The organism is Ornithinimicrobium pratense (genome assembly GCF_008843165.1).
Lineage (GTDB): Bacteria > Actinomycetota > Actinomycetes > Actinomycetales > Dermatophilaceae > Ornithinicoccus > Ornithinicoccus pratensis.
In genome coordinates this window covers 2,785,075-2,810,358 of record NZ_CP044427.1, presented here as the reverse complement: position 1 = coordinate 2,810,358, position 25,284 = coordinate 2,785,075, and the positions used below count along the sequence as shown (strand labels likewise).

20 protein-coding genes and 2 riboswitches are annotated in these 25,284 nt (G+C 73.0%); of the genes, 8 read left to right on the top strand and 12 right to left on the bottom strand.

The window, feature by feature from the left end; genetic code table 11:
* Positions 1–679 precede the first annotated feature (679 nt).
* The 6 genes from FY030_RS12890 to FY030_RS12865 are packed head-to-tail and all read left to right on the top strand — an operon-like array spanning position 680 to position 7,445.
* Entirely contained in the window at positions 680–2,377 is a 1,698-nt protein-coding gene (locus FY030_RS12890; protein WP_192498607.1) for an ABC transporter substrate-binding protein, read from the top strand.
* A 36-nt stretch (positions 2,378–2,413) separates the two neighbouring features.
* Positions 2,414–3,355 carry an ABC transporter permease gene (locus tag FY030_RS12885; protein ID WP_158061854.1) on the top strand — a complete coding sequence of 314 codons (942 nt, stop codon included), beginning with the start codon at positions 2,414–2,416 and terminating at the stop codon, positions 3,353–3,355.
* Between the two features lie 13 nt (positions 3,356–3,368).
* Positions 3,369–4,232: an ABC transporter permease gene (locus FY030_RS12880; RefSeq protein WP_192498606.1), complete on the top strand. Its 864-nt coding sequence runs from the start codon at positions 3,369–3,371 to the stop codon at positions 4,230–4,232.
* Between the two features lie 29 nt (positions 4,233–4,261).
* Positions 4,262–5,233 carry an ABC transporter ATP-binding protein gene (locus FY030_RS12875; protein WP_192498605.1) on the top strand — a complete coding sequence of 324 codons (972 nt, stop codon included), beginning with the start codon at positions 4,262–4,264 and terminating at the stop codon, positions 5,231–5,233.
* Positions 5,230–6,252: an ABC transporter ATP-binding protein gene (locus FY030_RS12870; RefSeq protein WP_158061851.1), complete on the top strand. Its 1,023-nt coding sequence runs from the start codon at positions 5,230–5,232 to the stop codon at positions 6,250–6,252. Before FY030_RS12875 ends, FY030_RS12870 begins: the two co-directional genes overlap by 4 nt.
* Complete coding sequence (locus FY030_RS12865) at positions 6,249–7,445, top strand: M20 family metallopeptidase (protein WP_192498604.1); 1,197 nt, start codon at positions 6,249–6,251, stop codon at positions 7,443–7,445. The genes FY030_RS12870 and FY030_RS12865 overlap by 4 nt, the downstream gene beginning before the upstream one ends.
* Positions 7,446–8,187: 742 nt before the next feature.
* Here FY030_RS12865 and cobA read toward each other — a convergent pair.
* The 4 genes from cobA to FY030_RS12850 are packed head-to-tail and all read right to left on the bottom strand — an operon-like array spanning position 8,188 to position 14,550.
* The gene (gene cobA / locus FY030_RS12860) at positions 8,188–9,222 is read right to left on the bottom strand and encodes a uroporphyrinogen-III C-methyltransferase (RefSeq protein ID WP_202879703.1); all 1,035 of its coding nucleotides are present in this window, start codon (positions 9,220–9,222) and stop codon (positions 8,188–8,190) included.
* A complete protein-coding gene (locus FY030_RS12855; protein WP_238348304.1) occupies positions 9,222–11,774 on the bottom strand; it encodes a bifunctional hydrogenobyrinic acid a,c-diamide synthase/histidinol phosphate aminotransferase CobBC in 2,553 nt (850 codons plus the stop codon). The genes cobA and FY030_RS12855 overlap by 1 nt, the downstream gene beginning before the upstream one ends.
* A gap of 38 nt (positions 11,775–11,812) precedes the next feature.
* Entirely contained in the window at positions 11,813–12,427 is a 615-nt protein-coding gene (cobO, locus tag FY030_RS16420; RefSeq protein WP_192498602.1) for a cob(I)yrinic acid a,c-diamide adenosyltransferase, read from the bottom strand.
* On the bottom strand, positions 12,427–14,550 hold the full coding sequence (locus FY030_RS12850; protein WP_158061848.1) for a magnesium chelatase subunit D family protein: 2,124 nt from the start codon (positions 14,548–14,550) through the stop codon (positions 12,427–12,429). Before FY030_RS12850 ends, cobO begins: the two co-directional genes overlap by 1 nt.
* 14 nt (positions 14,551–14,564) lie before the next feature.
* A riboswitch (cobalamin riboswitch) is annotated at positions 14,565–14,704 on the bottom strand.
* Positions 14,705–14,859: 155 nt separating this feature from the next.
* Between FY030_RS12850 and cbiE the strand changes: the two genes are divergently transcribed.
* Together cbiE and FY030_RS12840 are read left to right on the top strand one after the other, a co-directional pair.
* Complete coding sequence (gene cbiE / locus FY030_RS12845; protein ID WP_158061847.1) at positions 14,860–16,140, top strand: precorrin-6y C5,15-methyltransferase (decarboxylating) subunit CbiE; 1,281 nt, start codon at positions 14,860–14,862, stop codon at positions 16,138–16,140.
* Positions 16,137–16,895, top strand: coding sequence for a cobalt-precorrin-4/precorrin-4 C(11)-methyltransferase (locus tag FY030_RS12840; protein WP_158061846.1), 759 nt, complete (start codon positions 16,137–16,139; stop codon positions 16,893–16,895). Before cbiE ends, FY030_RS12840 begins: the two co-directional genes overlap by 4 nt.
* Positions 16,896–16,910: 15 nt before the next feature.
* Here FY030_RS12840 and FY030_RS12835 read toward each other — a convergent pair whose 3' ends face one another.
* The 8 genes from FY030_RS12835 to FY030_RS12800 form a co-directional block, all read right to left on the bottom strand.
* A complete protein-coding gene (locus FY030_RS12835) occupies positions 16,911–18,485 on the bottom strand; it encodes a precorrin-2 C(20)-methyltransferase (protein ID WP_238348299.1) in 1,575 nt (524 codons plus the stop codon).
* Positions 18,482–19,180 carry a precorrin-8X methylmutase gene (locus FY030_RS12830; RefSeq protein ID WP_158062825.1) on the bottom strand — a complete coding sequence of 233 codons (699 nt, stop codon included), beginning with the start codon at positions 19,178–19,180 and terminating at the stop codon, positions 18,482–18,484. The genes FY030_RS12835 and FY030_RS12830 overlap by 4 nt, the downstream gene beginning before the upstream one ends.
* 86 nt (positions 19,181–19,266) lie before the next feature.
* Complete coding sequence (locus FY030_RS12825) at positions 19,267–20,448, bottom strand: cobalamin biosynthesis protein CobG (RefSeq protein WP_192498601.1); 1,182 nt, start codon at positions 20,446–20,448, stop codon at positions 19,267–19,269.
* Positions 20,445–21,296: a precorrin-6A synthase (deacetylating) gene (gene cobF / locus FY030_RS12820; protein WP_158061844.1), complete on the bottom strand. Its 852-nt coding sequence runs from the start codon at positions 21,294–21,296 to the stop codon at positions 20,445–20,447. The genes FY030_RS12825 and cobF overlap by 4 nt, the downstream gene beginning before the upstream one ends.
* Positions 21,293–21,976: a (2Fe-2S) ferredoxin domain-containing protein gene (locus FY030_RS12815; RefSeq protein ID WP_158061843.1), complete on the bottom strand. Its 684-nt coding sequence runs from the start codon at positions 21,974–21,976 to the stop codon at positions 21,293–21,295. Before FY030_RS12815 ends, cobF begins: the two co-directional genes overlap by 4 nt.
* Positions 21,973–22,755, bottom strand: a complete 783-nt coding sequence (locus FY030_RS12810; protein WP_158061842.1) for an ABC transporter ATP-binding protein — start codon at positions 22,753–22,755, stop codon at positions 21,973–21,975. Before FY030_RS12810 ends, FY030_RS12815 begins: the two co-directional genes overlap by 4 nt.
* The gene (locus tag FY030_RS12805) at positions 22,755–23,813 is read right to left on the bottom strand and encodes a FecCD family ABC transporter permease (protein ID WP_158061841.1); all 1,059 of its coding nucleotides are present in this window, start codon (positions 23,811–23,813) and stop codon (positions 22,755–22,757) included. Before FY030_RS12805 ends, FY030_RS12810 begins: the two co-directional genes overlap by 1 nt.
* Positions 23,810–24,835, bottom strand: a complete 1,026-nt coding sequence (locus FY030_RS12800; protein WP_158061840.1) for an ABC transporter substrate-binding protein — start codon at positions 24,833–24,835, stop codon at positions 23,810–23,812. The genes FY030_RS12805 and FY030_RS12800 overlap by 4 nt, the downstream gene beginning before the upstream one ends.
* Positions 24,836–24,871: 36 nt before the next feature.
* Positions 24,872–25,054, bottom strand: a riboswitch (cobalamin riboswitch).
* Between the last annotated feature and the right edge of the window lie 230 nt (positions 25,055–25,284).

Genomic DNA, 25,284 nt, shown 5'->3' with positions numbered 1-25,284 from the left:
CTTTCGTCCTTCGATCGGTGGGTGTGTCCGCCACCATAAGTGATCCGACCAATCGGGCAACCCGCCCGAGAGTCCGAGCACGCAGGAGGAAACGGTCGAAGTGGGCCACGAGCGGGCAGCTTCGTCACGTCCAGTCAAAAACTTGCCACAAAGGAGGAGGAAAATGATCAATATGACTAATAGCAGCGACTTTGATCTACGTATCGGTCGCGGGCAGCGTGTCGTCTGGTTGCCTCCGGTGCATGGGGATGCAAGGATCGCTCCATCGAAACCGCTGTCTACCCTTCCGATGTGACACGGGGCGTCCGCGCGCGACGCCCCGTAACATCCGACGACCCAAGGGCGGTGGCGTGATGGTCGATGACGCCACCGCCATCCACCCGCGCCCGCCCGAGCGCGGGTGGATACGAGACCTACCCGGAGGCGATGTCCTCCGCCGAGGGGCCGCGGTGCACCCCACACCGAAGCTGTCGTCCTTCTGCGCGACGCGCAGGAACTCAAATCGGATCAGTCATCGGATCTCTGTCCTCAACGAGGACCGTTGGGTGGTGCTCTCGATGCGCGAGCCTCAGGCGCGGTACCTCGGAACGTCCGCATGGTGCGGGGTTGTCGCCCGAAGGTCACGATTTGGTTTCGGTCCGTCGGATCGGATAGTCATCGGATGAATCGATCCCTTAGCGTGAGCGAGCACCCGAGCCGCGCTCGCCGCGCCCGACCCCTTCCCGACTCATTAGGAGCATCCGTGATCACACCTTCCCGCCGGTCCCTCGGCGCCGCGGCCTTCATGGTCACGGCTGCGACCATCACCGGATGCAGCGCGCCAGGAGACGGTGGCTCGACCGCCGGGCCCGCCGAAGGCGGCACCCTCACTTACGCGCTCGACACCCCGCTGAACTCGCTCGACCCAAACCTGGCTGGCGCGGCGCAGGAAGGTCGCGTCCTGCGCCAGGTCGTCGACTCGCTCGTCTCGCTCGACGCCGATGGCGCCGTCCAGCCCTGGCTAGCGGAGGAGTGGGAGGTGTCGGACGATGGTGAGCAGTACGTCTTCACTCTTCGCGACGACGTCATGTTCAGTGACGACACTCCGTTGAACGCGGAGGCCGTGTGCTTCAACTTCGATCGCATCGCCGACCCGGCCAACGGGTCGCTCGGGGCTAAGCCAATGCTCGGCCCGTACGCCGGGTGCGAGGCCACCGAGGAGTTCACGGCGACGATCTCGCTCACCGAGCCGTTCGTGCCGTTCCTCAACTATGCCTCGTCGACGTTCCTCGGCATCGCCTCGCCCGCCGCGGTGGAGACCATGGGCGCGGCCGAGTTCGCGCAGGCGCCCGTCGGGTCGGGTCCGTTCGTCGTTGAGTCCTACACCCCGAACGACCGAGTCACGATGGTGCGCAACGAGGACTACCAGTGGGGTCCGGCAACCGCTGCCCACCAAGGCCCCGCCTACCTTGACAAGCTGGTCTTCCAGATCATCCCCGACGCCACCGTGCGCATCGGGTCGCTTCGCGCGGGTGAGGTCGACATGATCGGTGTGGTGCCGGAAACCGAGTTCACCGCGGTCGACGCCGACACCACGCTCGACCTGCTGAGCGAGCCACAGCCCGGCACCACCGCGCAACTGTTCCTCAACCAGTCTCAGCCCGGTCTGGACGACGTCAACGTGCGCAAGGCCATCCGCGCGGCCGTCGATTGGGAGACCGCCGTGCAGTCTCTGTACTTCGGCGCGTACGACTACGCGTGGGGCCTGCTGACCCCGGTGACCCCGGGTTACTCCGACTCGGCTGAGGGCGCGTATGAGTACGACCCCGAGCTCGCGGCCGAGCTGCTCGAGGAGGCCGGCTGGATCGAAGGAGCTGACGGCATCCGCGAGAAGAACGGCGAGCGTCTGGTCCTGCGCTACATCGAGTCGGACCCGAGCGTGCAGAAGAAGCAGGACTACGGCTCGTTCATCGCGGCCAACCTCGCCGACGTCGGCATCGAGGTCGACCTCGCGTTCCAGGCGAACGCGCCGCTGCAGGCGGACCGCCAGAACAGCAACTACGCGCTGGCGACGCTCAGCTATAGCAATGCGGACCCGAACGTGCTGGCGAACACCCTTCTCAGCTCGAACATCCCCACGCCCGAGCAGGCGACGTTCAACCTCAGTCACATTGAGGACTCCGAGTTGGACGCACTCCTGGCCGAGGGCCGCACCGAGACCGACGCAGACGCCCGTGCCGCAATCTATGAAGAGGTGCAGGACATTGTGATCGAGAACGCCTACACGATCGGGATGTACGTGCCCGTCTACACCATCGCCAGCAAGGCCGGCATCACGGGTTTGTCCTTCAGCATCGGCTACCCGATGCTGTACGACGTGCAACTGCCCTCGAGCTGATCCGCTCGAGGACCAACACCGCCACTGGAGACCGTGATGCCCCGCTATGTCGTGCGCCGCCTGCTTGCGGCGATCCCCACCCTGCTGGGCGTCACGGTCATTCTGTTCGTAGCGCTTCGGCTCCTGCCGGGTGACCCGGTCTCGGTCCTCATCGGCGTGTCCCAGGGCAGTGACGAGGTCGCCGACGCACTGCGCGAGCAGTTCGGCCTCGACGACCCGCCCTTCATCCAGTACCTGCACTTCCTCGGGTCGATCTTCACCGGCGACCTCGGTACGTCGTACGTCACGCGTCAGACCGTCGGGAGCATGATCGCCAGCCAGATCGCTCCCACGCTCATCCTCGCGTCGGCGGCGGCGCTCGTCTCCGCCGTCGTGGGGATCAGTCTCGGAGCACTCGCGGCTATCCAGCGCGACCGCTGGCCCGACACCCTCATCCGCGTGCTGAGCCTCGTGTTCACCGCCATGCCGAACTTTTGGCTGGGGCTGGTGTTCATCGTCATCTTCGCGTTCGGGCTGCGACTACTGCCGGCGACCGGAACGGACGGCCTGAAGTTCCTTATCCTGCCCGCGATCACCCTGGGTCTGTCCGCATCGGGCGTCATCGCCCGCGTGGTGCGCAACAGCCTGATCGAGACGATGGATGACAGCTTCGTGCTGGCGCTCTACGCGAAGGGCCTGCGCCCCCGGGTGGTCATGGTCAAGCACGTGCTGCGCAACGCGGTCATCCCCGCGGTCACGGTGCTGGGCCTCCAGCTCGGCGCACTGATAGCTGGCGCGGTCATCGTCGAGACAGTCTTCGCCCGGCGCGGGCTGGGGCAGGTGCTCGTGCAGGCGGTCGCCAACAACGACTTCCCGGTGATCCAAGGCGTAGTGCTCGTGATCGCCGTGATCTACATCGTCATCAACATCGTCGTCGACCTCTCCTATGCCTACATCGACCCGCGCGTGCGGAGCGCCGTGGTCGGGGCCCGACGGTGAGCACGGAGGAACTATGACCGTCCTTGCCGAGAACCTCACTACCGCGGACGCGGGACGCCGCTCGCTGTTTCGCGGCGCCTCTGCGGCACGCGTCGTGCTCATCCTCGCCGTGGCGTGGCTTGTCGCGATCCTTGCCTGCGTTCTCGTCCCGAACGTCATCGCACCGGGCGACCCGCTGCAAATCCAGCCCGACCGGATCCTTCAGGCGCCGGGAGCCACCCTGCTCGGCACCGACCAGTTCGGCCGCAGCGTCTTCGAACTGCTCGTGCACGGCGCCCGTATCTCGATCTTCATCGGGCTCGCGGCTACGGTGCTCTCTCTTATCATCGGGGGCAGCATCGGCATGATCGCCGGCTACTGGGGCGGCCGCCTCGACATGGTGATCGGTCGGCTCATCGACATCCTGATGTGTTTCCCCGGCATCCTGCTGGCCCTCGTGATCGCCGCCGCACTCGGGCCCAGCGTGCGGAACATCATTATCGCAGTCGGCGTCGGGAACATTCCGTCGTTCGCGCGGGTCATGCGCAGCCAGGTGATTTCGGTGAGGTCCCGGCTGTTCATCGAGGCGGCTCGCGCCACTGGGCTCTCGCACGGCAGGATTCTCCGCACCCATATCCTGCCCAACTCGCTGGCGCCCATCATCGTGCTAGCCACGATCGAGATCGGCTCGTCGATCGTGGCCGCCGCGGCTCTGAGTTTCCTCGGCGCCGGAGCCTCGAGCGGCATCCCCGACTGGGGGACGACGATCGCCCGCGGCCAGCCCTTCCTCAACGTCGCGTGGTGGATCACCACCATCTCCGGCGTCATCCTCACTCTGACCGTCATCGCGCTGAGCATTCTCGGCGACTGGCTTCGCGACCGTCTGGACACCGAATGAGCACCACACCTCTCCTCGAGCTCGACGGCGTGCGCGTCGAGGTGCGCAAGAACGGCCGCTCCATCGCGCTCGTGCGCGAAGGATCACTCGCCATCGGCGCGGGCGAGATCGTGTGCCTTGTCGGGGAGTCGGGCTCGGGCAAGTCGGTGCTGGCACGCACGATCATGGGGCTCACCCAGCGCGATCGCGCGATGAGCGTCTCGGGCTCGCTTCGCTACGACGGCCAGGAACTTATCGGTATGCCGGAGAACCGCTTCCGGGCCCTCCGCGGCACCGAGATGTCGATGATCTTCCAGGAGCCGATGAGCTCCCTAGACCCCGTCTACACCGTCGAGTCGCAGCTGCGTGAGTCGCTCGTGCGTGCTGGCGCCAAGGTCGAGGGCGGCATGCGCCCGCACATGGAACGACTGCTCGCCGACGTGGGCATCCGCGACGGCGACCGGGTACTGCGCAGCTATCCGTTCCAGCTGTCGGGTGGCATGTGCCAGCGCGTCATGATCGCGATGGGCCTGGCCGGAAAGCCCCGCCTCCTGATCGCCGATGAGCCGACGACGGCGCTCGATGTCACCATCCAGGCGCAGATCCTTGACCTCGTCGAGCACGTGCGCCGAGAGCGCGACATGTCGATGCTCCTAGTCACCCATGACATGGGTGTCGCGGCGCGCCTCGCCGACCGCATCGCGGTCATGTACGCCGGGCGCGTGGTCGAGTACGGCACCCCCCCGGAGATCTTCGACAGTGGCCAGCACCCGTATACACGTGGGCTGCTCGCGTGCATCCCGAGCCTCGCGGGCGAACGCCGCACCATCCTTCCCACCATCGGCGGGGCGGTGCCGCACCCCTCGCAGTTGCCCAGTGGCTGCGCCTTTCATCCACGATGTCCAATGGCCACCGCGAAGTGCGCCGAACTCGACCCGCCGTTGGCGCCGGTCGCCGGCCGCGACACTGCGTGTTGGCACCCCGGACAGGAACGTCACCTCCAGGACTGGAGCACCTCATGAGCCTCGACGCCCGCACCGCCTCCGCCGTGCCCGGGTCGTCAGATGCGCTCGTGAGCTTGCGGTCGGTGTCGAAGCACTACCGCATCTCGCAGACCAAGGCGCTGCGCACCCGGCACGCGACGCTCCGTGCCGTCGACGATGTGTCGCTCGACATCGCCCGTGGTGAGACGGTCGGACTGGTCGGCGAGTCCGGATCGGGCAAGTCAACCCTCGGGCGACTCGCCGTGCGCCTGCTCGAGGTCACCGAGGGGACCGTGCGTTTTGACGGCCAGGACATCACTCATCTGCCCGACCGCCGCCTGCGCCCGCTCCGGCGCAACATGCAGGTCGTCTTTCAGGATCCCGTGGGCTCGATCGACCCGCGGATGACGGTGGGCGAGGTCATAGGTGAACCGCTCGCCGTGTTCGAGGGCCTGCGCGGTCGCGCACGCAGAGAACGCGTCGCCGAGCTGCTCGAGCTCGTGGGTCTCGACCCCGCTCGGGCTGATTCGGGCGGGAAGTCGCTGTCCGGAGGTCAGCGGCAGCGCATCGGCATCGCCCGGGCGATCGCGGTGAACCCGGCCTTCATCCTCGCGGACGAGCCGGTCTCCGCCCTCGACGTGTCGGTGCAGGCGCAGATCTCGAACTTGCTGGTCGAGCTGCGCGAGCGTCTGTCGCTCACCTACCTCTTCATCGGGCACGGCCTGCCGATCGTCCGCCAGGTCGCACAACGGGTCGCTGTCATGTATCTCGGACGTATCGTCGAGATCGGCCCAACTGACGCGCTGTTCGCCAATCCCCTGCATCCGTACACGACTGCTCTCATCTCTGCCTCGCCCGAGGCCGGCACCGCCGATGCTCTCCGCGAGCGCGTCGTGCTCGCCGGTGACCCGCCAAGTGCGACCGACCTGCCGAGCGGCTGCCGGTTCCGGACGCGCTGCCCGATCGCCCGCGACATCTGCGCCGAAGTCCCCCCGCCGCGTATCGACCTGAAAGCGACCCACTCTGCCGAATGCCACTTCCCGGGCGAGTTCTCATGACTGGCACTCCGCGCGCACTCGTGCTCCAAGCCGTCGATGCCGTGCGCCCGCTTCTGGCGGAGGTCGTACATGCGCTGCACGCCGACCCTGAGCTCTCGTTCGCCGAGCACCGCGCCGTCGCCCGGTTGTCAGCAGTGCTGGAGGGGCAGGGGGTCGCGGTCGAGACGGGTGTGCACGATCTGTCGACCGCCTTCCGCGCGGTCGCCGGATCGGGGCCGTTCGAGGTCGTGCTGTGCGCCGAGTACGACGCACTGCCCGAGATCGGGCACGCGTGCGCGCACAACGTCATCGCAGCTGGCGCCCTGGGCGCCATGATCGCGCTTGCGCCGCTCGCCGACATGCTGGGCGTTCGTGTGGTGCTGCTTGGAACGCCCGCCGAGGAGCACGGCGCGGGCAAGCAGTTGATGCTTGAGCGCGGCGCCTGGGATACGGCAACCGTGTCGCTCATGGTCCACCCCTCCAGCGGCCCCGACCGCTGGCCCGACCGAGTTGACCGCAGTGCAGTGCATCGCCTGCGTGCGACATTCCGCGGTCGTGCGTCGCACGCCGCCGCCGCCCCCGAGAAGGGCGTCAACGCCGGCGACGCTGCTGCGCTCTCGCTCGTCGCGATCGGGATGCTGCGCCAGCAGGTCCCCGACGGGATGCGCCTGAGCGCGTTCATCCGCGAGGCCGGCGTCGCGACGAACATCATCCCCGCACTCTCCGTGGTCGACTTCGAGGTGCGCGGCCCCGACGTCGAGGCTGAAGCGGCGGTGGAGGCGCGCGTACGCGACTGCTTCCAAGGCGCGGCGATCGCGACCGGCTGCACGGTCGAGATCACCGAGACAGAACCGCTGTACGAGCAGGTAGAGCAGGATGCCGGTCTCACGCTCCTTTTCGCCGAGGCGATGGCCCAGATTGGTCGACCGCTCGACCCTGCCGACCAGCCCGTGCCTGGCGGCTCGACAGACATGGGCAACGTCTCGAGATATGTCCCGAGTCTGCATCCCACTGTCAGCATCCGCGGCACCGACGCGTCACTGCATACGGCCGAGTTCGCCGCCGCGGCGTCCACGTCGGAGGCGGTCGACGCTGCGGTCGACTCCGCGAAGGCCATGGCTCTCACGGTCGTCGCGCTCGCGGCCGACGCTCCGCTCCGCGAGCGCTACCTCGCCGCCCAGGTCTCGCGCCCCCCGTATGCCGCATCTCGCTGACCCTCAAGCGGAAAGGTGAAGAGCGGCGCCACGGCCGAACTGGGCTCCTGCCAGCCGGCCCACAGATATCGCGGGTCTTGGTGTGCCGCATAACCTGGCAACCGTCTGTCGGTGACACGAGGTCGCCGCCCGCGCGCAGGCCGGCGCCCCCGCTGGGCGAATGACTGGTTGATGAGTACTTGGAATTCACCGAGGCTCGTGTCCGATCGAACACGGATCGCGCAGGTGTACGACCTCAACCTGTTCTTCACCGTGGTGCCCAAACCCCCGCTGACCCTCACTACCTGCGACGTTCTGCCGCTGCCTTCTTGGAACCCACTGCCGATCTGCAGCAGAGGAGTCTCAGTCCGCAGCCGCTCCAGCTCGGCGCCCTCGTCGGATCCCGCGCACCAGGCGGATCATCCATCCTGGCCCGCTGAGCCGCGACCCACCGGCCCAGCAGCGCCTCGCCGACACCTGGTGGCACAGCGTGCCCTGCTGGGTCTGGCCGTGGCCGTGGCCCGTGCCTTGGTGCGGGCGGAAGGGGCTCAGTACGGTGGGCGGAGCGGTGACCGCCTGAAACCCTGATATAGGTGTGCCGCTCACTCCCGTCGGGTGTCGGCATCGCAGACCGAGCGGTCAGCCTCGGCCGGACTGCACATGCGGTCTTGCTCCTCCGTCCCTGCAGAGCGTGGTGGCGCAGCACAATTGGCGGGCTGGTGCCGATAGTCTCGCGTGGCGCGACATCTTCGTAGCGCCCGGCTCAGCCGGGCGTCAACGCCGCGACGGTGGGGCCGATGATGGCCACCGCCGGTGCTCCGAGCCCCGCCTGCTGGGCGGCCTGGGCGACCTGCTCCAGCGGCGCGGTCACCTGTCGCTGTGAGGGCAGGCCGCCGTCGGCGACGACGGCGGCGGGCGTGTCGCCGGGCAGCCCGCAGACGACGAGCCGCTCCGCGATCGCGGCCAGCGTCGCCACGCCCATGAGCACCACGATCGTCAGGCCGGCCCCGGCCAGGGCCGCCCAATCCACTTGGTTGCGGGGGTCGTCCGGACCGACGTGTCCAGAGACGACGACGAAGCCCGGCGTGACCGCGCGGTGGGTCACCGGCACGCCCGCCAGGCCGGGCACGGCGACCGCCGACGTCACCCCGGGGACAACCCGGACGGGGATCCCGGCACTCGCGCACGCGAGCCACTCCTCGCCCCCGCGGCCGAAGACGAAGCTGTCCCCGCCCTTGAGCCGCACGACCGTGGCGCCCTGCCGGGCACGGTCCACCAGGATCGCGTTGATCTGCTCCTGCGGGGTGAACTCCCCGCGCGGGATCTTGCCGACCGGCACCCGCTCGGCGTCGGCGGGGGCGAGGTCGAGGGCGCCCAAGGGCGCCAGCCGGTCGTAGACGACGACGTCGGCGGCGCGCAGCGCCTCGGCGCCGGCGAGCGTCAGCAGGCCGAGGGGACCGGGCCCACCGCCGACGAGCAGCACCTCGCCGCGCTGCCGTCCAGGCTGGGCGTCGCACCGGCCAGGTGCGTCGGCGTCGCCTCCGTGCAGGTGCGCGGTGTCCCGGATGACGACATCGAAGTCCGCAAGGTCTGTGGCGCCGGGGTCCGCCAGGGCCACTAGGCCGCGCCCCGCCAGGTCGCGCAGGCGCGCGTCGGGGGAGCCGGTGGCCACGGTGACCCGCAGGCCGCGGTCGAGCAGTGCGTGCACCGTCTCACTGGCCCGGGGGCCGGGTCGGGTGACCAGCGCCGACTCGGGTCGGCCGGGTAGGGGCCACCCCGCGGTGGGCTCGGTCTGCACTAGTCCTCCTGCGGAAGGTCGCGGGCGGGCGTGACCGCCCGGTCGGCCAGCACCGCACGCAGCTCGCGCAGCAGGCCGTCGATGGTCAGGGGGTCCCGCACGGCGATGCGCGCCCAGGTGGCGTCCAGGCCGGGAAAGGTGTCGCCGCGGCGCACGGCATACCCCCGGGCCCGGAGGGCCTCCCGGACGCCGCGGCCGACGCGGGCGAGCAGGAACGGCGCCTCGGAGGGCACCACCTCGACGCCCAGCGCCCCGAGCCCGGCGGCGAGGTGGCGCCGCCACGGCTCGAGCTCCAGGGCCAGCCGCCCGGCCTCGGCCAGCGCGGAGGGCGCGGCGGTGGCGACCATGGCGGCCAGTGCGGGGGTGCTCACTGACCACGGCGGCTGCTGCGCCGCGAGTCGCGCGACGAGGGCCGGGTCCCCGACGACGTAGCCGACCCGCAGGCCCGCCAGGCCCCAGGTCTTCGTCAGGCTGCGTAGGACGAGCACCTCCGGCATGGAGGGCGCGATCAGGCTCTCGCGCTCGCCGTCGACCACCTCGTCAAGGAAGGCCTCGTCGACGACGAGCACCCCGCCGGTGCGGGCGTGGAGGTCGCGCAGGGTTCGCGCGGGGTGCAGCACGCCCGTGGGGTTGGTCGGGTTGCCGACGAGGACCAGGTCGGCCTGTCCCACGGCCTGGGGGTGGAGCCGGAAGCCGTCGCCGGGGTCGAGCAGGTGCCGCTCCACGTCCAGCCCCGCCCGGCGCACGGCCGCCTCGGGCTCTGTGAACTGCGGGTGCACGACGAGCGCCCGAGCTCCAAGACCCGCCCGCGCGAGCAACGTGAAGGCCTCTGCGGCGCCCGCCGTCGGCAGCACCAGGTCCTCCGCCACGCCGTGCCGGCGCGCGAGGGCGGCCCGGGCGGGGGCAGGGTCCGGGTATGCCGCGAGCTGCCGCGTGGTGCTGGCGACGACCTCGGCCAGCCAGGCGGGCGGCTCGGGCAGGCGGACGTTGACGGCGAGGTCAACCAGGTCGGGGGCGGTCTCCCGGTCGCCGTGGTGCGTCAGGTCGGTGCCGTCGGTGGCCGCCGGGGCGAGGGCTTCCGCGACACCGCCCTGCACGACACCGGCTTCCGCGCCTCCGGTGGGGGCGGGTGAGGGGCGCGGGGGGAGGACACGGTCGGCGAGTCCGGCGTGGTCGTGCTCGGCGACGGCCTGCGTGAAGCTCCGCGCCAGATGTGGGTGCCCGGCCCAGTGGGTGTGCAGGTAGGCCGCGTGCACGGTGGCCCGGCCGGTGCCGGCGGGGTCGAGGGCGAAGCCGGACGGTCCGCGCTCGGACGTCCAGGCGGCCCCCGCTCCACGGCGGCCCGACTGCTGGCCGGACGCCGGGTCGGTGACCGTGCGGTGGAACTCATGGCCGGTCGCGGTCGTGCCGGCCGGGCCGAGCACGGAGTCGGTGGCGGTGCGGGCGCCCGCGTAGCCCAGCGTGAGCCGCGGCGCCATCGCCGCCGCGGCCGGCACGACCCCGGCGAACGGGTGGCCGTCGACCGACTCGGTCAGGTAGAGCAGGCCGGCGCATTCGGCGACCGTCGGCAGGCCGGCCGCTACGGCGTCGCGCAGGTCGGCGAGCAGGCCGGTGTTGGTCGACAGCGCCGCGGCGTGCACCTCCGGGAAGCCGCCGCCGAGGTAGAGCCCGGCGACGCCGGCCGGCAGCGCCCGGTCGACGGCGGGGTCGAGGGTGACGACGTCGCATCCCGCCGCGCGCAGGAGCTCCTCGGTCTCGGCATACCGGAACGTGAAGGCGCGACCTCCGGCGACGGCGACGACCGGGCGGCGACCACCCCGGCCGGCGACCGACCCGGCCTCCGGCGACCACGGTTCGGCGTCGAGCGGGGGAGCCGAACGGGCGATGTCGAGGACGGCGTCGAGGTCGATGTGACGGGCCGTCCGCTCCGCGAGCCGCTCCAGCGCGGCCGCGGCGTCCGCGCGCTCGGCGGCGGGGACGAGCCCCAGGTGCCGGGAGGGGGCGCTGATGGCGGCGTCACGTGGCAGCGCGCCGAGCACGGGCAGGCCCAGCTGCTCGACCCAGCGGGTGACCTCCGCCGCGTGCCCCGGCGAGCCGGTGCGGTTGAGGACGACCCCGGCGACCTGCACGCGCGGGTCGAAGGTCCGCAGGCCGTGGACGGTCGCAGCGACCGTCCCCGAGGCGTGGCCCGCGTCGACGACGAGCACGACCGGTGCACCCAGGAGCCGGGCGACGTGGGCTGTGGAGGACTCGCCGTCGGTCCCGTTGCGCCCGTCGAAGAGGCCCATGACCCCCTCCACCACGCTGAGGTCGGCGACCGTCGGCGTGCGCGCTGCGTGGACCAGCAGCCCCGGCACCCGCTCGGCACCCACGAGCCACGGGTCGAGGTTGCGTCCGGGGCGGCCGGTGGCGAGCGCGTGGTAGCCAGGGTCGATGTAGTCCGGTCCGACCTTGCCGGGGGCGACGGTGAGCCCGCGCGCGGTGAGGGCCGCCATCAGCCCGACCGACACGGTCGTCTTGCCCTGCCCCGAGGCCGGGGCGGCGACCACCACCCTGGGCAGGTCGGTGGGAGGCGCGGCGGGGGCCGCCGCTACCACTCGATGCCCCTCTGGCCCTTCTGTCCCCGGTCGAAGGGGTGGGCGAGCTTCGTCATCTCGGTCGCGACGTCGGCGGCCGCGAGCAGGTCCGGGTGGGGGTCGCGCCCGGTGATGACGACGTGCTGGTAGCCCGGCCGGTCCCGCAGGGTCTCCAGCACCTCCTCGATGTCGATCCACCCCCACTTCAGCGGGTAGGTGAACTCATCAAGCACGTAGAGCGCGTGCTGCTCGGCGGCCAGCCGGCGCCGGACCTCGGCCCAGCCCTCACGGGCGTCGGCGGCGTGGTCCTCCTCGGTGCCCGCCTTGCGCGACCAGGACCAGCCGGCGCCCATCTTGTGCCACTCCACCGGGCCGCCCTGGCCGGTGTCGCGGTGCACCTGGTCGAGGGCCATCAGGGCCGCCTCCTCGCCGATGCGCCACTTGGCGGACTTGACGAATTGGAAGACCCCGATCGACCAGCCCTGGTTCCACCCCCGCAGGGCCAGGCCGAAGGCGGCGGTGGACTTGCCCTTGCCCTCGCCGGCGTGGACGACGAGCAGTGGGCTGTGCCGGCGCTGCCGCGTGGTGCGGCCGTCGCCGGGGTTGACGGGGGGCTGTCCCTGTGCCATCAGGCGGCCTTTCGGTCGGTGACGATGTCGACGATGGAGCCGGCGGCGACCTGCTCCAGAGGCAGGTGCTCGGCGCCCATCCGGCGCGCGATGTCGGCGGCCAGTCCGAGGCGCACCGGCCCGGTCTCGCAGTCGATGAGGACGGTGTGGGTGCCGGGCCAGCGGTCGGCGACCTGCCGGGCCCGCGCGACCGCGTCCCGCCCGACGGTCGCGCGGCCGTCGGTGACGAGCACGATGAGGGCCCGCTGGTGCCGGTCGCGGATCCGCTCCCGGGCCACGACGCGGTGCGCCAGGACGAGCCCTTCGGCGAGCGGGGTGCGCCCGCCATGCCCCACCTCGTGCAGGCGCGCGGCCGCGACCTCGACCGAGGAGGTCGGGGGCACGACGAGCTCGGCGCCGGTGCCGCGGAAGGTCACCAGCCCCACGCGGTCGCGCCGCTGGTAGGCATCCATGAGCAGAGAGAGCACCGCGGTCTTGACCTCCTGCATGCGCCGTCGCGCCGCCATGGAGCCGGAGGCGTCGACGACGAGCAGCACGAGGTTGGCCTCCTTGCCGCGCGTCACGGCGTAGCGCACGTCCTCGGCCGCCACGGTCGCCCGGCCGGCGCGCCCGAGGCGCAGGGCACCGGCCCGCAGCGTGGCGGGCAGGTGCACCGGCGCACCGGGTGCGGGCCGGCCCGCCGGGTGCACCCCGATCGTGCGTCCCCGGGTGGTCAGCGCGGGGCTGCGCCGCCCGGCAGACCCGCGCCCGAGTCCCCCGGCTGTGAGGCTGCGGGCCCGGTATGCCCTACCGGCCGGGGCGACTCCGACCGGCGCGGCGGCCCGGGGCGGGGCGCCTGCACCGTCGTCGCTACCGGCGTCGTCGGCCGGTGCCTGCGGGGGAAGACCGGGGTCCGGGGAGGCTGCGCCGTCGGGAGTGCCGGGACTGTCGGCCGGCGGCGCGGCGCTCGTGTCCGGCCCGCCGTCCCGGGGCGGCTGGTCCGTCCCGTCCGGAGCACCAGCGTTCGGCCCGTGGTCCCCGCTCTGCCCGTGGTCCCCGCCGCCCCCGTCATCGCCGGGACCGTGCCCCGGGTCGTCGGGGTCGTTCTTGGGCCCGTCCGGCCCGTCGTCGTCCGGCAGCTCCTCGTCGAGCAGCCGGTCAAGCATCTCCTCGTCCAGGCCGGGCTCGTCGAAGGGGGACCGGCGCCGGCGGTGGGGGAGCGCCAGGAGCGCGGCGGCGCGCACGTCGGCGCGGGTGACCTCCTCGCGCTCGTGGAGGGCGGCGTGAGCGACGGCGGCGCGGGCGGTGACGATGTCGGCCCGCAGGCCGTCGACGTCGAAGGCGGCGCAGATGCCGGAGATCGCCCGCAGCGCGCGGTCACCGAGGCGGACGCGTGCAGCCAGCTCACGGGCCTGCGCCAGCCTCGCGGTGAGCGCCGCCTCGTCGTCGGCCCACCGGGCCGCGAAGCCGGAGGGGTCGGCGTCGAAGGCGAGCCGGCGGCGGACGACCTCGGTCCGCTCGTCGGGGTCGCGGCTGGCGCGGACCTCGACAGTGAGCCCGAAGCGGTCGAGCAACTGCGGGCGCAGCTCTCCCTCCTCGGGGTTCATCGTGCCGACGAGGGTGAACTTCGCCGGGTGGCTCATCGAGATGCCGTCACGCTCGACGGTGTTGCGCCCCATCGCCGCGGCGTCCAGCAGGACGTCGACGAGGTGGTCGTGGAGGAGGTTGACCTCGTCGACGTAGAGGATGCCGCGGTGCGCCTCGGCCAGCAGCCCGGGCTGGTAGTCCGCGCGTCCCTCGCCAAGCGCGCGGCGCAGGTCCAGGGACCCGACGACCCGGTCCTCGGTGGCGCCGACCGGCAGCTCCACCAGTCGGGCCGGGCGGGTGAGGGGCGGGGCCGACCCGTGGGGCCCGTCGGGGCAGGTCTCCGGCTGCGCGGGGTCGCAGCCGAAGCGGCAGCCGGCGACGACCTCCTGGGCGGGCAGGACCCGGGTGAGGGCCCGCACGATGGTGGACTTGGCGGTGCCCTTCTCGCCACGGACCAGCACGCCACCAATCTCGGGGGAGACCGCCGCCACGAGCAGGGCGGTGGACAGCGCCGGGGCACCGACGATGGCGGTGAAGGGGTAGGACGGGGTGACCATCGGGCCTCCTGCGAGTATCCGCGCTCGCGTCGAGTCTCTCTGGGGCCGGGGCCGGCACCAGGGACGCAGGAGCGAAGCTCTGACTTCCGACGCCCGGCACAAGGCCAGCCCCGGATCACAGTGGCGGGACCGCTCCGGACTCTCACCGGATTCCACGCCCTGCGTCGGGGTCAGCATGCCACAGCACCGGGCGGGTCACGGAGCCACCTGGGCGCGCCGTCGACGCCGCGGAGCCGACCTGATGCACCCCGGCGTCTGCGCGGCGGCCGCCGCCGGAGCCTGTCCCGCGGGCGTCTAGGCTCGGGGACCGTGATCGAGGTCGTGGGACTGGGGGACGCCGGCTGGGCGGCGCTGGGCAAGACGCAGCGCCAGCTGGTGCTGGGTGCCGACCTGCTGCTCGGCGGCGCCCGCCACCTGGCGCTCGTGCCTCCCCTCGACGGGCAGGACCGCCGGACCTGGCCGAGTCCCCTTCGGGAGGGGCTGCCCGCCCTGCTCGCGGGCGCCCGGGGCAGCGTCGTCGTGCTGGCCAGCGGCGACCCGCTCCGCTCCGGCGTCGGCACGACGCTGCTCGAACTGCTCGGCCCGCGCACCGTCCGGATCCACCCCGCGGTCTCCAGCGACACCCTCGCCCGCGCCCGCCTCGGCTGGCCGGCCGAGACCACCGACGTCGTCACGACCGTGGGCCGTGACCTGGAGGCCGTCCTCCCGCTGCTCACCCCCGGCGCCCGGGTCGTGGTCCTCTGCTCGGACGGCCGGGATCCCGCGCGCCTCGGCGGCCTCCTGGCAGGGCGGGGGCTGGCCGCGGCGCGGCTCACCGCCCTGTGGCACCTCGGGGGTGCCGAGGAGGGCTCGCGCACCGCCACCGCGGGGGAGTGGGCGGGCCAGGACGCGGCCGGGAGGGTCACCCCTGACCTTGTCGTCTGCGCGGTCGAGGTGCCGCCGGCGGAGCAGCTCGCCGGGACCGGCAGCGGTGCCGCGACGCTCGCCGGGGCGTGGGGCCCGGTCCCTGGGCGGCCCGAGGACTGCTTCGACCACGACGGGCAGATCACCAAGCGTGACGTGCGCGCCAGCGCCCTGGCCCGGCTGCGGCCCACGCCGGGGGCGCACCTGTGGGACCTGGGGGCCGGTTCGGGCTCCGTCGGTGTCGAATGGTGCTTGGCCGCGCCGCGGGCCGGCTGCACCGCCGTTGAGCGGGACGCCCAGCGTGCCGACCGGGCCCGCGCCAACGCCCGGGCGCACGGGGTCGGCGCCCGTGTCGAGGTGCTCCACGGTGACAGCGCCCACCTGCTCCGCCGGGTGGCCGAGGGCGGCACCGCCCTGCCGCGTCCCGACGCCGTCTTCGTCGGCGGGGGAGCAAGTGATGAGCTCCTGGACCTCGCCTGGCAGGCCCTGTCGCCTGGCGGTCGGCTGGTCGCCGACGCGGTCACCCTCGAGGGAGAGGCCGTCCTCGTCCGTGCGCAGCAGCGTTTCGGCGGCGACCTGACCCGGCTCTCGGTGGAGCACGCGACCGCCCTCGGTCGCTACCTGTCCTGGACGCCGGCGCGGCCCGTCATCCAGCTCTCGTGCACCTGGAAGGAACCCCACGCATGACGGTCCACTTCATCGGCGCCGGCCCCGGCGCGGGCGACCTGCTGACGCTGCGGGCCGTCCGGCTGCTCGGCGAGAGCCAGGTCTGCCTCTACGCTGGGACCTACCTGGACGCCGAGGTCCTGTCCCACTGCCCGCCCGGCGCCCACCTCGTCGACACCCAGCACCTCACCCTGGACGAGATCACCGCGCGCCTCGTCGAGGCGACGGCCCAGGGCCACCACGTCGCCCGGCTCTGCTCGGGCGACCCCTCGGTCTACTCCGCCGTCGCCGAGCAGACCCGGCGCCTGGACGCGGCGGGCGTCCCGTGGGACGTCACGCCGGGAGTCCCGGCCTACGCCGCCGCGGCGGCCCTGGTGGGGCGCGAGCTCACCGTGCCCGAGGTCGCGCAGTCAGTCGTGCTGACCCGCACGCACCAGGACTCCACCCGCATGCCCGCGACTGAGGAGCTGGCCGCCTTCGCGGCGACGGGCGCCACCCTCGTGCTGCACCTGTCGATCCGGCACACCCGCCGGCTGGCTGCCGAGCTCGTGCCGCACTACGGCGAGGCCTGCCCCGTCGTCGTGGGGTCCCAGGTCACCCAGCCGGGCGAGCTCGTGCTGCGCGGCACCCTCGCCGACATCGCCGACCAGGTCGAGGCCGCGGGCCTGCGGCAGGCCGCGGTGATTCTCGTCGGCGCGGCCCTGGGGGCGGCGGACTTCGTCGAGTCCCACCTCTACTCCTGCCACCGCGCCGCCGGCCGGGCCACCGCCCCCTGACCGCACGCGCCGCGGTCAGCCCACGCCGCGCGGAGTCCAGACCTGCCCGTCCGGGGTGACCCGGGTGGTGGAGGCCCCCACGACGACGAGGCACGCCATGTCGACGGTCCCCACGTCCAGCCCGCCCAGCGTGGTCACCTCCACCGACTCACCGTCCCGGCCGACGTTCCGGGCCACCACGACGGTGCGGTCGGGACCCACGCGCTCGACCAACCGGTCCCGCACGTCACCGAGGGTGTCGGGACGGCTGCGCGACCGGGGGTTGTAGCAGGCCACGACGACGTCCCGCTCGGCCATCGCCACGAGCCGGTCGACGAGCACCTCGAACGGCTTGAGGTTGTCGGAGAGGTTGACGAGCGCGTGGTCGCCCCCGAGCACCGCCCCGACCCGGGCCGAGGCGGCGTGCGCGGCCGTGACGCCGGGGTGGACGCGGACCGGCACGGGGGCGTCCCCATCGTCCCCGACGTCCGCGGCGGCCTCCAGGACGGCCGCCGCCATCCCGAACACCCCCGGGTCGCCGCCGCTCACCACGGCAACGTCCTCACCGGCCCGGGCCAGGTCTAGTGCCAGCCGTGCCCGGTCGAGCTCCACGGTGTTGCCGCTGGCGTGCCGGGTCAGACCGGGCCGCTGCGGCACCCTGGCGAGGTAGGGCGCGTAGCCCACGACGTGCGCGACCCGCTCCAGCAGCCCGGTCGTCTCCGGTGTCGTCCACCCCGCGCCTCCGGGCCCCAGCCCGACGACGTGCACCGTGCCCGGTGCCCGGCCGGCGCGCGGCGCCACCGGGGAAGCGGCGTGCTGCTCCTCGACCCCGGCGCGGCCCGCCGCGTCGGAGCGCAGGTCCTGCCCCGGCACGACGACCATCGACAGGTAGGGCACGTCCGCCTCGTCGACCTTGGTGACCGGCAGCACCCGCTCCCGCGGCGTGGAGGCGTGCTCGACGTAGACCGCCCGTTCCAGCACCCCGGCCTGGCGCAGCGCCTCCCGAACGGCGGGGAAGGTGCGCCCGAGCTTGAGCACGACCGCCGCGTCCGTGTCGGCGAGCCTGCGCGCCAGCTCCGCGGTCGGGAGGGTGCCCGGCAGCACGGTGAGGGTGTCCTCGTGCAGGCACAGGTTGGTGCCGGCCGCCGCGGTGACCGCCGACACGGCGGTGACGCCGGGGACGACGGTCACCGGGTGGTGGGGGCGCAGCGCATCGTGCACATACATGAACGAGCCGTAGAAGAGCGGGTCGCCGAGGGCCAGGACGACGACGCTCCGGCCAGCGTCAAGGTGCGTGGCCAGCCGCTCGGCGCAGGCGTCGTAGAACTCGGCCAGCGCGCCGTAGTAACCGGCCTCGTGCCTGATCGTGCCGGTCGTGACGGGGTAGACCAGCTCCTCCTCCACGACGTCGGCTCGCAGAAGCCCCGCAGCGGCGACGATCCGCCGCGCCTGGGAGGACCCGCGCCGGCCGGCGTGGTAGGCGACCACGTCGGCGGTAGCGACCAGCCGGGCCGCCCGCAAGGTCAGTAGTTCGGGGGACCCGGGGCCGACCCCGACGCCGTAAAGGTGACCGCCCCGGGCGGCCGGCCCTCCGGCCCCCACCGCGCTCACGCCAGCTCCTCGGGGGTGGCCAGGGCGTTGATCGCGGCGGCGGCGACCGCCGACCCGCCGCGCCGCCCGTGCAGGGTCAACCACGGCACCGGACCCCCGGGCAGGTCGTGCCCAGCGAGGGCGACCTTGGACTCGGCCGAGCCGATGAAGCCCACCGGCATCCCGACGACGGCCGCCGGACGCGGGGCGCCGTCATGGAGCAGCTCGAGCAGGTGGAAGAGCGCGGTCGGGGCATTGCCCACCGCCACGACCGCCCCCTCCAGCCACGGCTCCCACAGCGACACCGCTGCGGCGGCGCGGGTGGTGCCCCACCGCTGCGCCAACCCCGGCACCCGTGGGTCCCGCAGGCTGCAGATGACCCGGTTGGCCGCCGGCAGCCGGCGAGCGGTGATGCCGCTGGCGAGCATGTGCGAGTCGGTCAGCACGTGGGCTCCGGCGCGCAGGGCCTCCCGGGCCGCACGGACGACGTCGGGATGGGCGTCGACGTCGTCAACGACGCCGGTGTCGCCGGCGGCGTGCACGATTCGGGTCACGACGGTGGCCAGCTGCGGGTCGAGGGCGCCGAGTCGGCCGGCCAGCTCGGCGCGCACGGTGCCGAACGAGCGCCGGTAGATCTCCTGCCCGTCGGTGAGGTAGGCGTAGCGGCGGGTCGGGCGACGGGGCGCGACCGGGTCGGCCGTCGGGGTCGTGCCCACATGTTGCGTCGGTTCCTCCGCTGCGGACGGGGCCGCCAGCTCCGGGCCCCCGTCGTCGGGGTGGCTGCCGGTGGGATGGGTCGCGCTCAACGCGCCTCCTGCACAATCTGGTCGGGGTGGGTGGGGTCGACGACGAGTATGTGGTCGCCCTGCGGCCGGCCACAGGCCCGCCCGCACCCCACGACGTGCACGCGGGCCCCGTGCTCCGGCACGCGGCCCGCCGCCTCGGCGGTGAGGGCGAGAGTGGGGGAGGTCGTGCGTCGGCAGTGGGGGGCGCCGACGCAGGCGCTCAGCCGCGCCCAGGGCGACCCGTGGCCGACGACCAGGCCGGCGTCGGCGAGGATGCTCGCCGCCGGGCGCACCGCGCTCTCCGAACCCTCCTCCTGGCCGAGGTCGAGGACCACTGAGCGCCACGGCGTCAGGACGACTCGGCCCCCGTCGCCCGCGGCCCGCAGGAAAGCGGCCGTGTGCTGGGGGCGGAGCAGGCCGAGCGGCACGGCGGCCACGAGCTGCCCCGGGCCGGGGCAGTCGCCGGGGCGCAGGGGCGGGGGCGGGCACAGCCCGGCCGGGACGAGGTCGGGGTGCAGGCTCGCCGGATCGAGCAGGTCGCGGACGTTCCAGGTGCGCTCGTCGGGGCGCCGCCGCAGGAAGGCCCGCATGAGCCCGACCAGCTCGGCAACGGCACGGGTCGGTGGTACGGCGTGCCGGACTGCGTGGCCCGGCGCCACGAGCACCCGCACCCCAGCCGAGGCGATATGAGCGGGGTCGGTCACCTGCAGCGCCAGGTCCCACCGCTCCGCGAGCAGCTGGGCGGAGCCGTCGCTGACGACGGTGAGGAAGCGACCGGGCAGCTCGGTGAGGTCAGGCTGGGCCTGGACGGCCTCGTCGACCTGCCGGGCCAGGGCCTGCGCGACCGGGTCGGGCACGGCGAGGATGCCGCGGGCGCGCTCGTGGGTGCGGGAGGGCAGCAGCCCCAACGCCTCGACCTCATCCACGAGGGCGCTGGGCAGCGGGTCGGGCAGGCCGCGCACCTGGAGGTTGCCCCGCGAGGTGAGCTGCAGCATCGGTGACCCGTGCCGGCGCGCGAGTCCCATGAGCCGATCGAGCGCGGCGGGGTCGACGCCGCCGCCGGGCAGCCGCAGCCGGACGAGGGAGCCGTCGAGCGCGGGGTGCGGGCGTAGGGTCCCCGGGCAGGCGTCACCCCCCGTCCGCGCGGGCAGGGCGAGGGTGGCGTCCGGTCGCTGACCGCGGTGGTCGGCGGCGTTCACGGCGCGACCTCGCCGGTGGTCGACGCGGGAGCTGCCGGCGGGGCGGCCGACCGTGCTGGTGCGGGCCGCAGCGCGTAGACGTCCATCACCCAGCCGTGCTCCTCCCGCAGCTGGGCGCGGGCCGCGGCCACGTCGTCGAGGACGTCGCCGAGGCGGCCGCGGGCCAGCCGTTGCTGTGGGAGCCCGAGGCACGCGCCCCAGAGGAGCTCGAGGTCGGCGGTCTCAGGGCGGGCTGCCAGGAGGTCGCGGCAGCGCAGTTGGCCGTCCAGCATGACGACGACCGTGCCGAGCCCGGGGCGCCACTCGCGCACGAGGCGCCGGCCGGTTGTGACGTGGACCGGTTCGCCGATGGCGTGGAGCACCTCGTCGTGGGCGGCGGCCAGGGCGGAGAGCGCGGTGACGCCCGGCACGGTGCGCACGGCGACCGGGGTGCGCTCGCCCAGCGCCCGGACGACGCGCAGGATGGAGTCGTAGAGCGCGGGGTCTCCCCACACGAGGAACCCGACGACGAGGTGCGGCTCGAGCGAGTCCAGGGTGGCGGCGTAGGCGTCGACCCGGGCCTCGTGCCAGCTGCGCACGCCCTCCAGGTAGGAGGCGGTCTCCTGCGGGTCCGGCCCGCGGCGAGGGTCGGGCACCTGCACCACGCGCACCGCCGTGCCGCCGCCCGGGGCCGGACGGTGGGTCTCCAGCAGCGCCCGCCGCGCGTCCACGAGCTGCGCCAGACCCTCGCCCTTGTCGGCGACGAGCACGACGTCCAGTTCCTTGAGTGCGGCAACCGCGTCGAGGGTCAGCTGGCCCGGCCCTCCGACGCCGACGCCGATGACACGGATCTGCCGAACGTCCGTCATTGTTCCGCCTTTTCTGCGCTGTGCAGGTCATCGAGCAGGGAGGGGACGTCCACCGGGTGGATCGGCCCGAGCCACTGGCTCCCGGGATGGACGCAGACGACCGGTGCCTTGTTGCAGGGGAAGAGGCAACCGGTCTGGGTGAGCAGGATCTGCTCATCGCCCCACCCCCGGCGCCGCATCTCGGCGGCGACGGCGCGGACCGTCTGGCTCGCGCCCTGGGCGCTGCACCGTGGCCCGCGGCACAGCAGCAGGTGGTGGCGGTGCTCAGGGACCTGCTCCCAGGCTGAGTTGGTCAGGCCCGCCTCGGACCCGGTGACTGGTTGGTGCGCACCTTCCAGGCAGGCCCGGACCGCCTGTGCGGTGTGGTCCTGCGCCGGTGCGCTGACCGAGAGGGAGAACGGCGGGTAGGGGTGGGTGCGCCACCAGTGAGCGGCGACCCTGCGCACCCACGACCAGCCGGTCCCCGGTTCGTGACCGGGGACCGGAACGAGCACGGCATCGTCCTGGACGACCCGGCGCGCTGCGAGCGAGTCCAGGACGTCGACGAGCGCGGGGCCCGAACCGTTGACGGTGGCCAGCACGGCTCCCAACTCGCCGGCGGTCCGCACCAGCCCGGAATGGGTGCGCGGATCCTGAAGGTCGACCGTGACAAGCACGAGATGCCCGGCAGTCTGCGTCATCCGGCATCCCTCCGGGGCGAGGACTCAGCGAGACCGTGCCACAGGACGCGCAGCCGCTCCTCGTGCCGCACCGAGGTGCGCACGGCGAAGACGTCCTCGAGCAGGCCCGGGGCCAGCACCTCCGCGGTTGACCCGGAAGCCACCACTCTTCCGGCGTCCATGACGACCAGCTCGTCGCACGACGCGGCGGCAAGGTCGAGGTCGTGCAGGACGACGAGCGTGGTGCAGTCCAGGGACCGCACGAGCTGGAGGAGGCCGATCTGGTGAGCCAGGTCCAGGTGGTTCGTCGGCTCGTCCAGCAGGAGGACCTGGGGTTCCTGGGCCAGCGCCCGGGCCAGGTGCACGCGTTGCTGCTCACCGCCGGACATGGTGGCCCAGGAACGGTCGGCCAGTCCTGCCGCGTCGGCCATCTGCAGCGCGCGGTCCACCGCGTCATCCCGGTCGGGTCGGCCCCACCTGGGGCGCCGGGCGTGCCGGCCCAGGGCGACCACCTCGCGCGCCGTCAGGTCGAGGTTGGTGCCGGCCTTCTGCTCCACGAGGGCGATCCGGCGGGCCCGTTCCCGGGGCGAGAGCGCCAGCACGTCCTCTCCACCGAGGAGCACCCGCCCCCGGGCAGGGATCCGCAACCCGGCGATGAGGTGGAGCACGGTCGTCTTGCCGGACCCGTTGGGACCGACGATGCCGGTCACCCGGCCGGGGGCGACGGTCAGGTCGACGCCGGAGACGATGAGACGACCCGCAGCCCTCCAGGCCAGGTCCTGCACCTGCAACACACCCATCACGATGTCCTGGCCTGCCGACGCAGCAAGGCGATGAGCACGGGGGCCCCGACGATCGCGGTGACCACTCCGACCGGGATCTCACGGTCCGGGGCCAGGGACCGGGCGGCGGTGTCGGCCCACACCATGAGCAGCGCGCCGGTCAGTGCGGCCAGCGGCAGTAGCCGGCGATGCCCCGGACCGACCACCAGGCGGACCAGGTGCGGCACGACCAGCCCGACGAAACCGATCGGTCCGACCACCCCGACCGTCGCGGCGGCAGCCAGGGCGCTGCCGACCAGCAGCACCCAGGTGATGCGCCGGACGTCCACCCCGACGGAGCGGGCCGCGGTCTCCCCGAACGCGAAGGCATCCAGGGTCCGCGCGGCAGCCAGAACGCAGAGCACCACCAGGAGGGCGACCGCGACGAGGACCACGGCGTGGCGGGTGCGGACGCCGGCAAAGGAGCCTAGGGTCCAGGCGAGGACCTGCCGGGCCGTGTCCCGGCTGCCGAAGACCATGATGAGCATCGAGGTGCCTGCCCCGCTGAGCTGGGCGACCGCGACGCCGGCCAGGATAGTGCGCACCGGGGGCAGCGCTCCGCTGCGACTGGTCGCCAGGGCAAGCACGAGACCCAGGGCCACTACTGCGCCGAGCATCGCTGCGACGCCCACCCCCAGCCCGGTTCCCATCACCGTGACCCCGAAGGTCAGGGCGAGCACCGCTCCGAAGGCTGCGCCGCTGGAGATGCCCAGCAGGAAAGGGTCGGCCAGCTCGTTGGTCAGCAACGACTGCATCACTGCCCCGGACAGCGCAAGCACGGCACCGACCGCGGCCGCGGCCAGCACCCTGGGCAGCCGCAGCTGCCAGACGATCTGGTCCTCCAGGACGCCCACCGAGGCTCCGTCGACCAGATGGAGCCGACGGGCCACCACGTGCACCACGTCCCGGGCCTCGACGCTCACCGAACCCACGCCGAGGACCATGACGACACTGAGCAGCAGGAGCGTAGCGAGCGCCAGTCCGGCGGGCCGGGCCCCGATGCGGGGCCGGTCCCGCTGCAGGGCCGGCGCGGTCACCGGTTGAGTGCGTGGAGCTGGTCGGACAACCCACGCGCCCCGTCCACCATGCGAACGCCGGGCGTGCTCTCGCTGAAGGGCACGACGACATACCGCTCGTCCTGGACCGCGGAGAGCTGACCAAGCACGGGATCGGACTCGAGGTAGGCGCGCTTGTCCTCGGCCGTAGACCAGGCTGCGTCGGCCAGCACGATGACGTCGGGGTCGGCCGCGAGCCCGGTCTCCCAGGATCCGTCGGCCCAGCCCCCGTCGAGATCGGCGAAGACGTTCGTGGCACCCACGGCATCCATCAGCAGCTGGGGGCCGCCACCGCCCGCCCCGACGAGGGGGGTGTCGTCGCCCGAGTCGTACCAGAGAATGCTCAGGCCTTCCCCGGCCGCCGTGGCCTCGATCTCCTCCATCGCGGTTTGTTGGTCCTGGACCTCATCCTCGGCGGTGTCCGCGGCCCCGGTCAGCAGGCCCACCTCGCGCAGCTCGGTCCAGACCGACTCGAAGGTCGGTTCCAGACCGGACTCGTCGGGGCAGGTGAGCGGGCTGACGTAGGTGGCGGTGCCCCGGCCGGCGAGCTCCTCCCGGGTGCCCACGCCGTTGTCGCCGAAGGCGCTGGAGTAGGAGGCGATGGCCAGGTCGGGCTCCGCCGCGAGGAACTGCTCCACCGTCGGGTACTCGGTCGAGAGCACCGGCACCTGCGCGTAGTCCTCGGCGAAGCGCTCGGCGACCTCGTCGTCCAGGTATGCGGTGCCCGCCATCTGGTCGGCCAGACGCAAGGCCAACGCGACCTCGGTCGCCCCCTGGTTGAGGGTGACGATGCGCTCGGGCGGCGCTGCGACCGTGACCTCGACACCGCAGTTGTCCACGGTGACCGGGAAGGTCGAGCTCGGGTCCTGCCTCGCCTCGGCCTCCTGCGTCGTCCCAGCATCGGGTGCGGGTTCGGGCTGCCCGTCCGGGGCACCGGCGCAGGCCGTCAAGGGCAGGGACATCAGGGCCAGGGCTGGCAGGACACGATGACGACGTCGGTTCATGGTTGCTCTTTCGCTGTTCCAGGCCCATGCGCGAGGCCTTCATCAACGACGTCGGCAGGTCTTCGGGCTCGGGCTCATCCAGCCGGGGCACCTTCCCGGGCACCATGAGCCCAGTGGCGAATCGCCCCGACCGTCACCCCTACCGCTGCGCGTCAGCTCCGGACTTAGACCGGATTCCCTTGCACCCTGTGGGGGGCCACCGACGTCGACCGGGGTGTCCGGTCGAACAGGAACATACCAGGGGACCGAGCCTCTGGGACATGCCCCTACACTGACGGCGGCCGACGGCGACGGAACCCGGTGCGACTCCGGGACGGTCCCGCCACTGTGAGCGGCCAGGAGGGCGGCGACGCCGCACACCCTCCCGGCCCCGAGTCAGAGCTGTCACCACGGCCGGGGGCGCCGACCGGCGCCCTCCTCACGACCAGCGGGGCGCGGACCCCGCAGGA

What these genes read in the sequence shown, in the direction of transcription:
- FY030_RS12880 (WP_192498606.1), top strand. Translation starts at nt 3,369, where the DNA reads ATGACCGTCCTTGCCGAGAACCTCACTACCGCGGACGCGGGACGCCGC.
- FY030_RS12815 (WP_158061843.1), bottom strand. Translation starts at nt 21,976, where the DNA reads ATGACGCAGACTGCCGGGCATCTCGTGCTTGTCACGGTCGACCTTCAG.
- cobO (WP_192498602.1), bottom strand. Translation starts at nt 12,427, where the DNA reads ATGGCACAGGGACAGCCCCCCGTCAACCCCGGCGACGGCCGCACCACG.
- FY030_RS12810 (WP_158061842.1), bottom strand. Translation starts at nt 22,755, where the DNA reads ATGGGTGTGTTGCAGGTGCAGGACCTGGCCTGGAGGGCTGCGGGTCGT.
- FY030_RS12870 (WP_158061851.1), top strand. Translation starts at nt 5,230, where the DNA reads ATGAGCCTCGACGCCCGCACCGCCTCCGCCGTGCCCGGGTCGTCAGAT.
- FY030_RS12850 (WP_158061848.1), bottom strand. Translation starts at nt 14,550, where the DNA reads ATGGTCACCCCGTCCTACCCCTTCACCGCCATCGTCGGTGCCCCGGCG.
- FY030_RS12800 (WP_158061840.1), bottom strand. Translation starts at nt 24,835, where the DNA reads ATGAACCGACGTCGTCATCGTGTCCTGCCAGCCCTGGCCCTGATGTCC.
- cobF (WP_158061844.1), bottom strand. Translation starts at nt 21,296, where the DNA reads ATGACGGACGTTCGGCAGATCCGTGTCATCGGCGTCGGCGTCGGAGGG.
- FY030_RS12865 (WP_192498604.1), top strand. Translation starts at nt 6,249, where the DNA reads ATGACTGGCACTCCGCGCGCACTCGTGCTCCAAGCCGTCGATGCCGTG.
- FY030_RS12840 (WP_158061846.1), top strand. Translation starts at nt 16,137, where the DNA reads ATGACGGTCCACTTCATCGGCGCCGGCCCCGGCGCGGGCGACCTGCTG.
- FY030_RS12885 (WP_158061854.1), top strand. Translation starts at nt 2,414, where the DNA reads ATGCCCCGCTATGTCGTGCGCCGCCTGCTTGCGGCGATCCCCACCCTG.